Source organism: Alkalihalobacillus bogoriensis ATCC BAA-922, from assembly GCF_000621445.1.
GTDB classification, from domain to species: domain Bacteria; phylum Bacillota; class Bacilli; order Bacillales; family Bacillaceae_F; genus Bacillus_AO; species Bacillus_AO bogoriense.
This window is the reverse complement of record NZ_JHYI01000023.1, coordinates 83,095-96,225: the sequence shown is the minus strand read 5'-3', so window position 1 is coordinate 96,225 and position 13,131 is coordinate 83,095. Positions and strand designations below refer to the sequence as shown.

The window sequence follows — 13,131 nt, the reverse complement described above, 5'->3', positions numbered from 1 at the left end:
TCTATTATCCGGTATTAGCACCGATTTCTCGATGTTATCCCAGTCTACAGGGCAGGTTGCCCACGTGTTACTCACCCGTCCGCCGCTAACATCAAAAGAGAACAAGTTCTCTCATGAAGTCCGCTCGACTTGCATGTATTAGGCACGCCGCCAGCGTTCGTCCTGAGCCAGGATCAAACTCTCCATAAAAGTGTTTGATATAGCTCAAAAATAATTCATTTCATTTCATTCGCTTGGCTTTTTTCTGTTCAGTTTTCAAAGAGCTATTTGCGGTGTCAGACACCGGCTGTCAAAAAGCGACAGAATAAAATCATACCACCTTTTCAACATTCATGACAACAACTAATTTTTGGTAAATACCATCAACTGATCGTTGGAATTGTGTTAAAAGTGAGGTTCGCTTGAAGCGACAAAAACTATCTTACCATCATTTCTGTTCTTATTTCAATATCAAATTACTGGAAAAAAACGAGAACGTTTGTAAGATGTTTTCCTTCATTATCGTGTGCCGTTTTTAGCGACAAGAAATAATATAACACCTTATTTTTCATTTTACAATACTATTTACAAGACCAATTTCTGGAATAGAAGTATAACCCTAAGCATGTTGTTGATGGTATGATTAACCACTTTACTTTACATTGCCCTTTTACTGAATTGTCCTAAACCTTTTTTTATATCATTAAAAAATGACAAGCCTAAGCATGATATGTGACGAAAGGATGTTGTCAGTATATAGTTAGAGGAAAAAGACAAAGGAGAACTTCAATGGGAAAGTCACGGATTGCACTCCAAGTTTTCATCGTGTTAGCTATATATCATGTATTGACCTTTTATATTGGATGGAACATAACAATATGGATAAAAACAACTTTTACCTTTCATCAACCCCTATTATCTATTTTTATTTTTGCTATACTATCTTACTCATTCCTTCTTGCTCGATATCTTCATTTTTATGGGATTTTTAAAATTATAGGTTCACTTTGGATCGGCTTTTTTCAGTACGCTGTTCTCTTATTTCCATTTGCCAATCTCATTGTACTCCTTTTCACTTTTACAACAATCCCAATTGAAATAGTCATTACGTCAGCAGGTTATATCACCTTCATTATGTTTCTATGTATTTTCGGTATTGGCTTATATAATGCGTATCAACCAATTATTCGCAACTATTCTTTAACGATTAAAAAGAATAAGGGCCAATTAACTTCCTTAAAAATCGCAATGGCTTCCGATATGCATTTTGGTACTTTATCTGGTTTAAGGCACGCCAAACGATTAGTAAAAGAAGTAAATGAAATGAAACCAGACTTAATATTACTTCCAGGAGATATTATCGATGATGATTTAAAAGTGTTTTTAAGAAAAAATATGAGTGATGTATTAGCGAAATTCAACGCGCCATTAGGAGTATACGGTGTATTAGGTAATCATGAGTATTACGGTGGTGATAAAGAAAAGTTTGTTGAAGAAATGCGAAAGATCGGAATAACCATTTTGGAAGATGAGATTATCCCCATACAAGATAAATTTATTATTATAGGAAGAAAAGATAAAACCGATAAACAACGGAAAACGATTACTGAATTAGTAACCAATACAAAGACTTATCATTTGCCTACTATTTTAATGGATCATCAGCCCTATGACTTAAATGAGGCAATGATAAACGGTATTGATATTAGCTTGTCCGGTCATACACACCGTGGACAAATGGTACCAAATCACATCATTACAAGAAGAATATTTGAAATTGATTGGGGTTATAAAAAGAAAGACCAGCTCCATGCGATCGTTTCTTCTGGATATGGTTTTTGGGGTCCACCACTCCGGTTAGGAAGTCGTTCTGAAATTATTGAAATTGACATTACTTTTACCGACTAAGAAAAACGCGGGAGCGTCTTTTCTTTCAAGCGAAGTGAGGAGCCCTGCCCGCTTTTGAAAGTGAACCCCAAGTGTTCTTCTTGGGCTGAAACGCGCAGGTGCGCACCCTTCGCTCTTCTTGAATAAGCTTTCAAAACCTCACTGCTAGACCAAAACTTCTATACTTTCTTAACTTTTCCTTTCCTTTTTTCTATCTGGCTTTATGACACCGCTTCTGAAAATTGACTTTGATAAAGTTCAGCATAAAAACCTCGTTGATCTAACAATTCATTATGATTTCCTTTTTCAATGATATCGCCGTCTTTCATAACAAGAATCATATCAGCATCGCGAATGGTCGATAAACGGTGGGCAATGACAAAACTCGTTCGTCCCCTCATAATATCTTTCATCGCCATTTGAATATTCATTTCTGTTCGTGTATCCACACTACTTGTCGCTTCATCTAATATAAGAACGATCGGATTTGATATTAATGCTCTCGCAATCGTAAGAAGTTGGCGTTGACCTTGTGAAATATTCGTTGCATCTTCTGACAATACGGTATCATACCCGTCTGGTAATGTTCTAATGAAATCATCCGCATACGCATGGCGGGCAGCTTGAATAACTTCTTCTTCTGTTGCACCTTCTCGACCATAAGCGATATTATCTCGAATTGTCCCTTTAAACAACCATGTATCCTGGAGAACCATCGCAAACAAACTTCTAGCTTGTGGCCGCGAAAGCTCGCGTAAATTGATGCCATCAATGGAAATAGAACCTCCATTTACTTCATAAAACCGGAGTAACAAATTAATAATCGTCGTTTTCCCTGCTCCTGTTGGCCCTACGATGGCTACGGTTTGACCCGATTTTACTTCTAACGACAAACCTCGAATAATTGGTTTTTGTTCATCATATCCAAAGCGAACCCGCTCGAAGCTTACGTCACCTTTTATATGGTCAAGCGAAACAGAAGTTTCTTTTTCAAGAGATTCTTCTTCTTCATCAAGCAATGTGAAAATTCTTTCAGCAGATGCAACGCCAGTTTGAATCATATTAGCAATTCCGGCCATCTGAGCCATCGGATGTGATATTTGTTGAGAGTATTGGATGAAAGCTTGCACATCCCCAATTCGTATTGAGCCATTTAGTACAAGTAATCCTCCTGCTATACTAACTAATATATAACCAATATTACTTATAAACATCATCATTGGCATCATGATTCCTGAAATAAACTGCGCTTTCCACCCTGCTTCATATAATCGTTCATTAATAGCATCAAATGTTTTAATTGATTTTTTTTCTTGACCGTATGCCTTCACAACTTTATGCCCACTGAACATTTCCTCAATATGTCCGTTTACACTTCCTAATTCCTCTTGTTGACTAACAAAGTGTTTTTGCGAAAATGAAGCAACATATTTTATGACAACCATACTTAATGGAATCGTGACAAATACGACTAAAGTAAGCAACGGACTAATAATAAACATCATAATTATAATTCCAACAACAGTAATAATTGTTGTTATCATTTGGGTTAACGCCTGTTGAAATGAATTATTAATATTATCAATGTCATTTACGGCCCGACTTAAAATATCACCATGTGAATGTTGATCAAAATATTTTAAAGGCAATCTTGTTAGTTTTTCATTTACTTCTTGTCGCATTTCAGCAATCGTTCGTTGCGCAACGCTTGCCATAATAAATTGTTGAAGAAACGCAAACAAGGCTGATAATGTATATAATCCAAGCAACACAAGCAATAGATTCCCTAGAAATGGATAGTCTACTCCTGTTCCAACAAGAAAACTATCAAACAAAGATGAAGTAGCATCCCCTAATAATTTTGGACTAATAATATTAAACAACGTCGAAAATAAGGCGGCAATACCAACAATTATCAGTAAAAATTTTCTTGGTTTTAAATAACGAGATAAACGAATGACCGTTTTTTTAAATTCTTTTGGTTTTTCTACTGGCATCATATTTGGACCATGCCCCATCCCTTTAGGCGGAGTAGGCTGCTGTTTATTACCCATCCCTCTTTTTATTTTACTCATGCACTTTCTCCCTCCGTTTGTTGGGAAGCGACGATTTCTTGGTAAATTTTATTCGTCTGTAATAGTTCCTCATGTGACCCGCTTCCTGCTACTTCGCCTTCATGCATTACGATAATTTGTTCAGCGTCCTTTACCGTATTGACACGTTGAGCAACAACAATCATTGTCGAATCTTTCGTTTCAGCTTGTAACGCCTTTCGCAAACGAGCGTCTGTTTTATAATCTAGTGCAGAAAAGCTATCATCAAATAAATAGATATTCGGTTTCCTCACAAGAGCTCTAGCAATCGATAACCGTTGTTTTTGTCCGCCTGATAAATTCGCACCCGCTTGTTCAATCATCGTTTCGATTCCATCATCTTTTCCATTTACGAAATCGATCGCTTGTGCTGTTGTTAACGCCTCAACGACTTCGCTATCAGTCGCTTCGAACTTCCCAAAGCGTACATTTTCGGCAATCGTTCCTGTAAATAAAGATGCTTTTTGAGGAACATAACCTATTTTCTGTCGTAATTCTTGTTGGGGCATTTCTTTTACATTCACCCCATCAACTTTTATCATTCCACTTTCCACATCATAAAATCTCGGTATTAATTGCAAAAGCGATGTTTTTCCAGCCCCTGTGCTCCCGATAATAGCAGTTATTTCACCGGGTTTAGCTGTGAAGCTTACCTTTTTGACTGCTGGTTTCTCTGCTCCTTCATAACGGAAGGTTACTTGCTCAAACTCGACATATCCATTTTTACCGGAGCACGTGACAGGGTATTTGGGATCATGAATGAGTGGGTACATTTTTAATACTTCATTTATTCGTTTGGCTGAAGCTTGTGCTCGTGGAATCATAATAAATGCCATGGATAACATAATAAGCGACATTAATATCATCATTGAATACTGTAAAAATGCCATTAAATTCCCTACAGCCATTTCCCCTGCATCAATTCTCATGGCACCAAACCAGACGATCGCTACATTTGTGAAGTTCATAATGATCATCATTACCGGAAATACAAACGCAATAATCTGATTAACTTTTATTCCTGTATTGCGATACGCTTCATTAGCTTCATTAAAACGGCCCTTTTCATAGTCCACTCTGTTAAATGCACGAACCACACGTGTGCCAACTAGCCCTTCCCGAAGTAATAAATTTAAACGGTCTGTTCGTTTTTGAAGAAGACCAAACAAAGGAATCGCTTTTTTAGAAATAAAAAAAATTAACCCTGCTAATACCGGTAACGCTGCTAAAAACACGAGCGATAACATCGCATCTCGAGACACCGCTAAAATAATACCTCCCACTAACATAAGTGGAGCTCTTGTCATCATCCGAAGCATCATATTAATGACATCTTGAACTTGTTTCACATCGTTTGTTGTTCGCGTAATTAAAGAGGCAGGACCCATTTTTTCAAATTCTTGGAGTGAAAAGTTCTCAACATGAACAAATAATTTGCGGCGCACATCACGCCCAAATCCTAACGCTATTTTTGAAGCAAAATAAGTGACTGCTATAGCAAATCCAATCGCCAAAATAGAACAAAGGAACATCCATCCGCCCGTTTGCAAAATAAAAGGAACATCACCATTGACAATTCCGACATCCACTACATCAGCCATTAAAGTAGGTAAGTATAACTCAAGTAATGTTCCTGCTAATGTAAATAATATAACAGCCAATATCGACCACTTATATTTCTTTAAGTCTTTCATCATTTCTAACATGGAATCACTCACTCGCTTTTATCATTTTTAAATTCCTCATTAAAAAAATCAAATGCTTGATTTAATAAAAATGCTAATTGTTCACTTTCCTTTTCTCCCAAGTATGTTGTTAGTTTTTTAAATTTTTCATAAAACTTTTCTCCAACTTCCTGTGCAGCACACTCTCCTTTTTCAGTCAGTTGAACACGAACTATTCTTCGGTCCTTCAAATCATGTTGACGAACTAATAAATGAGTAGATTCAAGTTTCGTAACGATTTGTGTAACAAATGGTGACGTTACTCTCATTAACCGACTTAAATCTGAAATTTTCAGACCTTGTTTATTCTCGTGTAACAACATTAATAATTTTGCTTCACTCCTTCTCCGATCCATTGACAACGTTGTTTCTATATCTTTTCGGTGGAACCTCGCAAAAGCAGAAAACAATTGTTCGACCACTTCTTTATTTTTATCATCCAAAAAAATCATCACCTTTAAAATTAAATAAGTTACTAACTAATTTACTCCATAAACTATTCAAAAGCAAAGATTATTTACCAACAGACGAACTTTAGAAATTATGATAAGATGGTCAAGAGGAAATTATCGATAAGGTCAGGTGTAATGAATGAGTATATTAACCGTAAAAAATTTAAGCCACGGGTTTGGTGATAGAGCGATTTTTCATGATGTGTCGTTCCGTTTGTTAAAGGGTGAACACATTGGATTAATTGGTGCAAATGGCGAAGGTAAATCAACATTTATGAATATTATTACCGGAAAACTAATGCCTGATGAAGGAAAAGTGGAATGGTCCAAAAAGGTTCGTGTTGGCTATCTTGATCAACACACTGTATTAGAACGTGGAATGACGATGCGAGATGTATTAAAAACGGCCTTCCAATACTTGCTTGACCTTGAAACAGAAATGACTGAAATGTACGATAAAATGGCAGATGTCACTCCAGAGGAATTAGAAAAACTCCTTGAAGAAGTCGGGAGTATTCAAGATACATTAACGAATAATGACTTTTATACAATTGATGCTAAAGTTGAAGAAATTGCGCGAGGGTTAGGTTTAGATGACATTGGACTCGATAAAGATGTTGAAGATTTAAGTGGTGGTCAGCGCACTAAAGTCTTACTAGCAAAACTCTTATTAGAAAAGCCGGATATTTTATTATTAGATGAGCCAACAAACTATTTAGATGAACAACATATTGTCTGGTTAAAACGGTATTTACAAGAATACGAAAATGCCTTTATTTTAATTTCACATGATATTCCATTTTTAAATAGTGTCATCAACATAATTTATCATATGGAAAATCAAGAATTAAACCGTTATGTCGGGGATTATGAACATTTCCAAAGCGTGTACGAAATGAAAAAACAACAATTAGAAGCTGCATATAAAAAACAACAACAAGAAATCTCACAATTAAAAGATTTTGTAGCACGAAACAAAGCCCGGGTTTCTACAAGAAATATGGCGATGTCCCGTCAAAAGAAGTTAGATAAAATGGATGTAATCGAATTATCAAAAGAAAAACCAAAACCTGAATTTTACTTTAAAGAAGCCCGTGCGACAAGTAAGCTCATTTTTGAGACAAAAAATCTCGTCATTGGTTATGATGAACCATTGTCAAAACCACTAAATTTAAGGATGGAACGCGGTCAAAAAGTGGCTCTTGTCGGGGCTAATGGAATCGGTAAAACGACATTACTTAAAAGTATACTTGGACTCATTACTCCTGTTTCTGGTTCAGTAGAACGGGGAGATTATCAAGAAGTCGGTTACTTTGAGCAAGAAGCAAAAGATTCGAACCTAACATGTATTGAAGAAGTATGGAACACCTTCCCTTCTTTATCGCAAGCTGAAATCCGTGGCGCATTAGCGCGATGCGGATTAACAACAAAACACATTGAAAGTAAAATTGTAGTTTTAAGCGGAGGAGAAAAAGCAAAAGTCCGGTTGTGTAAACTAATCAACCGCGAAACGAATATTCTCGTATTAGACGAGCCTACGAATCACTTAGATGTTGATGCAAAAGCGGAGTTAAAACGCGCATTAAAAGAATACAAAGGAAGCATCCTTCTCATTTCCCACGAACCTGAATTTTATCAAGATGTCGTCACAGACGTGTGGAATTGTGAATCTTGGACAACAAAACTAGTGTAACATAGTTGGTTCGGACATACGTTCCGCTATTTAATGGAAAAACACAATTTTTGAATCGCTATCGGTCAATGGTTCCGTTACTTTCCGCTAAAAGGAGAGTTTTGCAGGTGTTTGAGGAAAATAGCGGAACAGTTGTCCGTAATAAATGGAAAAAAGCTGATTTTGCATCAAATAACAGAATAGATGTCCTTTCCAGTCAGTGAATTCATTCAAAAGGAAGAACGTTTTGACGTTCTTCCTTTTTTGCTTAATGTTGTTTATTCGGTAATTTTTTACTAGGCTTCCCATCACCTTGCCGTTTACGATTTTGTTCATCTTTTCTTTGTTTCTCATGAATTTTTTCTACAAACTCATGGGTATTCTCCATAATGTACATCCCTCCTCGGGTTTTATTGTTTCCTCATATGACGGTTCGTATGTAAAGGAAAAAGAGCAAACAGGACTGTTAGCTCTTTATTTACCTTACATTAAATTGTCACGTTGTGCGGTAGCGACTGCTTGTGCTTGAAGCACTTGCTCTTGTGCAGTTTGGACCGCTTGTTGTTCTTGTTTTACTTGTTGTTGCGCTTCGTATAATTTCATTTGTGCTTGAAGAAGCTGTTGATTTTTATTTAATAAGTCTTGCTGGGCGTTGATAACGGCTTGTTGTGCTTGCTGCAGTTCTTGAGGGTACCCACTTTGTTGTGCTTGTTGTAAATCTTCTTGTGCTGCTTGCAGCGCTAATTGAACCTCTTTCAACTCTTCATTTTCGTTTACCATGCGTTTAGACCTCCTGTATCTAAATGAAACTACTTCATTTCATATCGTTTGCTTTCACGATATTTCTATTCAAGAGAGTCACTCCAATTTGGTTAAAACTTGGAATAAACAGTCTACTTAAGAGTAAAGCCTTTCTTCTCAAAAAAATCGCGCATATGAACTCGTTTTTTTGCAGAAAAAAACGACGCGATCGGCTTTGTCCATGTTGCATCTTTTTTATTGCTTGTTCTTTTTGCATAATATTCGTTTATCACTTCATCATACTGTTGCAGCAAATCATCATATTTAGTCTCATCATAACGATCTTCATGCACAATGGCCGATAATGGTAACCTCGGCTTTACTTCTTGACCTTCTACAGGTACACCTAGAGTAAGTCCAAATATTGGGAGAACTTTATCTGGAAGTTCAAGTTTTTCGCTAATTTCAAAAGGTGCATTCCTTACTCCACCGATATAACAGCCCCCATAGCCTAACGATTCTGCTGCTGTCATGACATTTTGAGCAACTAATGCTACATCGACAATTGTCGCAATCGTATTTTCGAGCGAATCATAATCAAAAGCAAGATGATGTTTTCGACTTGCATACTCTAATCTTTTCATATCAGCACAAAATACAAAAAAAGCGGAAGCATCCTTTATATGTAAGTTTTGACTTAACTCAGCGATTCCCTCCACTTTCGAACGGTCTTTCACTCGAATAATCGAATATGCTTGAATAAAATGTGAGGTTGCAGCACTTTGACCTGCCTCAAGAATGGCTGTTATCGTAGCTTCTGGAATCGTATGCCCTTTTTCAAACTTTCGAATGGATTTATGGTTCAGCATCGTTTCAATCGTTTCATTCATCATTTCTACCCCCTTATGTTTCTTACCACCATTATACGGGCCATTGTCTCTTTAGTAAAAACTTAGGTTTATTATTGGTAATTTTATGAACGTAACCTGAATCTTCGTTTTTTTGTTTAGAATTGGACATAATTCAAACGAACATCCTTTTTTTGAATAGGTAGGTGTAGGAAATGGATATAGAATTAGGAGAATGGATATGGAAATCTGTTTTAATTGTTTTGGCAGGAACGGTATTACTAAGAGTAGCAGGGAGAAAATCCATTTCACAAATGACACTTGCTCAAGTCGTTATTATGATTGGGATTGGTTCCCTACTCATTCAACCGCTTGCTGGTGAAAACATTTGGTCCACCTTATATGTGGGAGCGATGTTAGTTTTAACGCTTGTCCTTATTGAATTTTTACAAATCAAATTTGATTTTTTCGAGAAGTTAGTGACTGGAAAATCAAAAATATTAATTGAAGACGGCAAAATCAAGGAAGACAATTTACAAAGTGTACGTCTAACTGTTGATCAGTTAGAAACTCAATTAAGACAACGAAACATCTCCAAAATCTCAGATGTAAAATGGGCAACACTTGAACCAAATGGACAACTTGGTTATATGTTAAAAGATACGGCTAAACCTTCAACAAAAAATGATGTCGAAACACTACGACAAGAAGTAAATCAGTTAAAAAAATTGCTCTCAAATCAAACTGAAACTACTTCTGCGCTTCCACCTTTAACAAATCAAACAAGTCCAGATCCAAATATCATGCAAAAGATTAACCAGCAACTCACATTGTTACACGACAAAGTAAATCAACTACAAAAAAAATCTGAGCTTGACTTATTTGAAGAAATTCAACAGCAACGTCATAACAATCCCCCACCAGAACACTTAAGGTAATGAGCGAACAGTAGCATATCCGTGCTACTGTTTTGTATATATTCTAAAAACTCCCACGGCTTACTTTGCGTTCTTTGCAAATACTAACATCGTTGAAAGCGAGGTGATTTTCATGACTACGATGGCGATTCACGAAACGGTTGAAGTCCATGAGCTTGTTACCTTTAAAAGCCTATGTTTAACAAAAGCCGCAACAATGCAAGCATTAGTTACTGACCAAGAGTTAAAAAACTTGATGGCTCAAGACATTCAAATGACAACGAAACACATTCAAGATTTACAACACTATTTAGACTAATGGAGGAAAAACAATGAATCAAATTATGGAAAACATTACAGGGATGTCAGCTTTAACTGATCAAGTTATAGCAACGGACCTTTTAATTGCTGCTAAAGCGGAAGTAAAAAACTATTCAGTCGCAATAACAGAAACAACAACACCACAATTACGCAGTACATTAAAGCAACACTTAAATGATGCCATTGAAGCACACGAAAAAATATCAACGTATATGATTTCAAAAGGATATTATATGCCACATGATATGTCCAAACAATTACAAATGGACAAAACAGTTTCCAATACTGCACTACAAGTTGCACAAAAAATGCAGTAATGTTAAAAGCCAAGCTTCTAATCTGAAGCTTGGCTTTTTATTATCGTTGAAATTGAACTTTATGCAGTTTTGCAAACACACCATCTTTTGCAAGCAATTCATCATGTTTCCCTTGCTCTACAATCCCCTCTTCTGTTACCACAACAATTCGATCTGCATTTCTTATTGTTGCTAACCGATGGGCAATTACTAACGTTGTACGATTTTTTGCTAGTTCATTTAATGCTTGTTGTATAATCAATTCCGTTTCTGTATCCAATGCCGATGTTGCTTCATCTAATATTAATATAGGTGGATTTTTTAAGAACATTCGAGCAATCGCAATTCTTTGCTTTTGCCCGCCTGATAATTTCAATCCTCTTTCCCCAATTTGCGTTTCATAGCCATCAGGTAAACTAGCAATAAAACTTTCTAAGTGAGCCCGACGAGCAGCGTCTTTAATTTGTTCATCTGTGGCACCAAGCATTCCATACGCAATATTTTCTCGTAATGTTCCTGTGAATAAGAAAACATCTTGTTGAACGATACCAATTTGTGACCGTAAGGATTGCTTTTTCATTTTACGGATATCAATGCCGTCAATGGATATACTCCCTTTGTCCACATCGTAAAACCGTGGAATTAACGAACAAATTGTCGTTTTCCCCGCACCGGAAGGCCCAACAAATGCTACAGTTTCACCTGCATGTAATTGTAAGTCAATGTTCTCAAGGACAGATTTATTTTTATCATATTGAAAATGAACATTGTTAAATTCAATATTGCCTTGAAGTGGTGGAGCGACAATGGCTTGAGGGTCATCTACGACATCAGGCTTTGAATCTAGTAAATCAATAAAACGTTTAAAACCTGCCATGCCTTTTGGATACAATTCCATTAAAGCACTAATTTTATCAATCGGTTTAAACAATACATTAACATATAGAATAAAAGCAACTAGATTTCCATGAGACAATTGCCCTGTAAAACTTAACCAAGCTCCGTACACTAAAACGACGAGTGTAATAAATCGAGTCATCATATAAATACCAGAAGTACTGTAAGACATCACTTTATACGAGCGAATTTTTGCTTTTCTGAATTTCCGGTTATTCTTTTTAAATAATGAAATTTCATGATTTTCATTCGTAAACGATTGAACAACACGAGCTCCTGAAACACTATCTTCGACTCTTGCATTGACATCAGCAATATCAGTAAACATCGTTTTCCATGCCCGATTCATTCGAATATTACAAAAAGCAATAAGCCAAACAAGAAACGGAACAACAAATAACGTCACTAAGGCAAGCTTTACATTGATCGTCATCATAATCCAAAACGCACCGATAAAGGTCATAATCGAAATAAAGACATCTTCTGGTCCATGATGGGCAAGTTCACCAATATCAAATAAATCATTTGTGATCCGACTCATAATATGTCCAGTTTTCGTATTATCAAAAAAACGGAAAGACTGACTATGGACATGTTCAAACAGTTGCTGTCGCATATCTGTTTCAATATTTATTCCTAATTTATGTCCCCAATAATTAACAATATATTGTAAAAACGTGCTAATTAAATAGAGAACGGCTAAACCGGTACTTACTAATATAATCATTGACCAATCCCCAGAATCTAATAAAGAATCTATGAACCAAGCCACCGCAAGTGGAAAACCTAATTCTAAAATTGCAACAACAATCGCACTACTAAAATCTAGCATAAATAATTTTTTATGCGGTAAATAATAAGAGAAAAACCTCATTAACATTCGTTTTACACTCGCCTTTCCAATCTTTGTATAGAAGAATTATAGAGTGTAAGTTAAGATTAATCAATCTTTTCTACTCGAGTTAAAAACAAAAAAGAAGAGTCTAAAAGGTCATCTTCCTCTTAGACTCTATCGGTCACGAACCCGTAATTGTATTGATAATATCTTCTTTCGTTAAAAACGGATCGATTTGATCAGAAATCCCATTCCCATTCAAATCAATAATCGAAGGATCAAGCGCATCCGGAATTCCGTTTCCATTCATATCACGAAACGGGTCCGAAATCGTTGGTTTAGGTAACACACCTTCTGTTTGTTGAGAAAAGAACGGGTTAGCCCCTCCCTCAACTTGTTCTATTTCAGCTGGATTTTTCAGTTGTTCAAATGGGTCATATGTTGTCGCAAATGGATTTGTAAACGACAT

Annotated in this window: 13 protein-coding genes and 1 rRNA gene; 5 read left to right on the top strand and 9 right to left on the bottom strand. The window is 36.3% G+C overall.

The annotated features are described in order from the left end of the window. Nucleotides 1-189 (bottom strand): 16S ribosomal RNA (locus T323_RS0110940); the annotation flags it as partial. A 579-nt stretch (nucleotides 190-768) separates the two neighbouring features. Between T323_RS0110940 and T323_RS0110935 the strand changes: the two genes are divergently transcribed. Then, the gene (locus T323_RS0110935; protein ID WP_035178428.1) at nucleotides 769-1,887 is read left to right on the top strand and encodes a metallophosphoesterase; all 1,119 of its coding nucleotides are present in this window, start codon (nucleotides 769-771) and stop codon (nucleotides 1,885-1,887) included. A gap of 200 nt (nucleotides 1,888-2,087) precedes the next feature. Here T323_RS0110935 and T323_RS0110930 read toward each other — a convergent pair whose 3' ends face one another. The 3 genes from T323_RS0110930 to T323_RS0110920 are packed head-to-tail and all read right to left on the bottom strand — an operon-like array spanning nucleotide 2,088 to nucleotide 6,126. Then, complete coding sequence (locus T323_RS0110930; protein ID WP_084309244.1) at nucleotides 2,088-3,941, bottom strand: ABC transporter ATP-binding protein; 1,854 nt, start codon at nucleotides 3,939-3,941, stop codon at nucleotides 2,088-2,090. Continuing rightward, nucleotides 3,938-5,665, bottom strand: coding sequence for an ABC transporter ATP-binding protein (locus T323_RS0110925; RefSeq protein WP_026673317.1), 1,728 nt, complete (start codon nucleotides 5,663-5,665; stop codon nucleotides 3,938-3,940). Before T323_RS0110925 ends, T323_RS0110930 begins: the two co-directional genes overlap by 4 nt. A gap of 8 nt (nucleotides 5,666-5,673) precedes the next feature. Continuing rightward, nucleotides 5,674-6,126 carry a MarR family winged helix-turn-helix transcriptional regulator gene (locus T323_RS0110920; protein WP_051556492.1) on the bottom strand — a complete coding sequence of 151 codons (453 nt, stop codon included), beginning with the start codon at nucleotides 6,124-6,126 and terminating at the stop codon, nucleotides 5,674-5,676. A 148-nt stretch (nucleotides 6,127-6,274) separates the two neighbouring features. On the opposite strand from T323_RS0110920, the gene T323_RS0110915 reads away from it, so the two are divergent. After that, a complete protein-coding gene (locus tag T323_RS0110915; protein WP_026673315.1) occupies nucleotides 6,275-7,828 on the top strand; it encodes an ABC-F family ATP-binding cassette domain-containing protein in 1,554 nt (517 codons plus the stop codon). A gap of 247 nt (nucleotides 7,829-8,075) precedes the next feature. On the opposite strand, the gene T323_RS0110905 is transcribed toward T323_RS0110915, so the two are convergent. The 3 genes from T323_RS0110905 to nfsA all read right to left on the bottom strand — a co-directional run bounded on the left by T323_RS0110905 (nucleotide 8,076) and on the right by nfsA (nucleotide 9,438). Next, a complete protein-coding gene (locus T323_RS0110905) occupies nucleotides 8,076-8,195 on the bottom strand; it encodes a DUF4023 domain-containing protein (protein WP_026673314.1) in 120 nt (39 codons plus the stop codon). Nucleotides 8,196-8,290: 95 nt separating this feature from the next. Further along, nucleotides 8,291-8,587, bottom strand: a complete 297-nt coding sequence (locus T323_RS26550) for a hypothetical protein (RefSeq protein ID WP_051556491.1) — start codon at nucleotides 8,585-8,587, stop codon at nucleotides 8,291-8,293. Nucleotides 8,588-8,700: 113 nt separating this feature from the next. Continuing rightward, a complete protein-coding gene (nfsA, locus tag T323_RS0110895) occupies nucleotides 8,701-9,438 on the bottom strand; it encodes an oxygen-insensitive NADPH nitroreductase (protein WP_026673313.1) in 738 nt (245 codons plus the stop codon). A 173-nt stretch (nucleotides 9,439-9,611) separates the two neighbouring features. On the opposite strand from nfsA, the gene T323_RS0110890 reads away from it, so the two are divergent. The 3 genes from T323_RS0110890 to T323_RS0110880 all read left to right on the top strand — a co-directional run bounded on the left by T323_RS0110890 (nucleotide 9,612) and on the right by T323_RS0110880 (nucleotide 10,951). Beyond that, a complete protein-coding gene (locus tag T323_RS0110890; protein ID WP_084309241.1) occupies nucleotides 9,612-10,334 on the top strand; it encodes a DUF421 domain-containing protein in 723 nt (240 codons plus the stop codon). A 112-nt stretch (nucleotides 10,335-10,446) separates the two neighbouring features. Next, a complete protein-coding gene (locus T323_RS0110885) occupies nucleotides 10,447-10,632 on the top strand; it encodes a hypothetical protein (RefSeq protein WP_026673311.1) in 186 nt (61 codons plus the stop codon). 13 nt (nucleotides 10,633-10,645) lie between these two features. Beyond that, the gene (locus tag T323_RS0110880) at nucleotides 10,646-10,951 is read left to right on the top strand and encodes a spore coat protein (protein ID WP_026673310.1); all 306 of its coding nucleotides are present in this window, start codon (nucleotides 10,646-10,648) and stop codon (nucleotides 10,949-10,951) included. Nucleotides 10,952-10,991: 40 nt separating this feature from the next. On the opposite strand, the gene T323_RS0110875 is transcribed toward T323_RS0110880, so the two are convergent. Both T323_RS0110875 and T323_RS0110870 read right to left on the bottom strand, forming a co-directional pair. Then, nucleotides 10,992-12,707: an ABC transporter ATP-binding protein gene (locus tag T323_RS0110875; RefSeq protein ID WP_026673309.1), complete on the bottom strand. Its 1,716-nt coding sequence runs from the start codon at nucleotides 12,705-12,707 to the stop codon at nucleotides 10,992-10,994. A gap of 136 nt (nucleotides 12,708-12,843) precedes the next feature. Continuing rightward, complete coding sequence (locus tag T323_RS0110870) at nucleotides 12,844-13,131, bottom strand: hypothetical protein (protein WP_026673308.1); 288 nt, start codon at nucleotides 13,129-13,131, stop codon at nucleotides 12,844-12,846.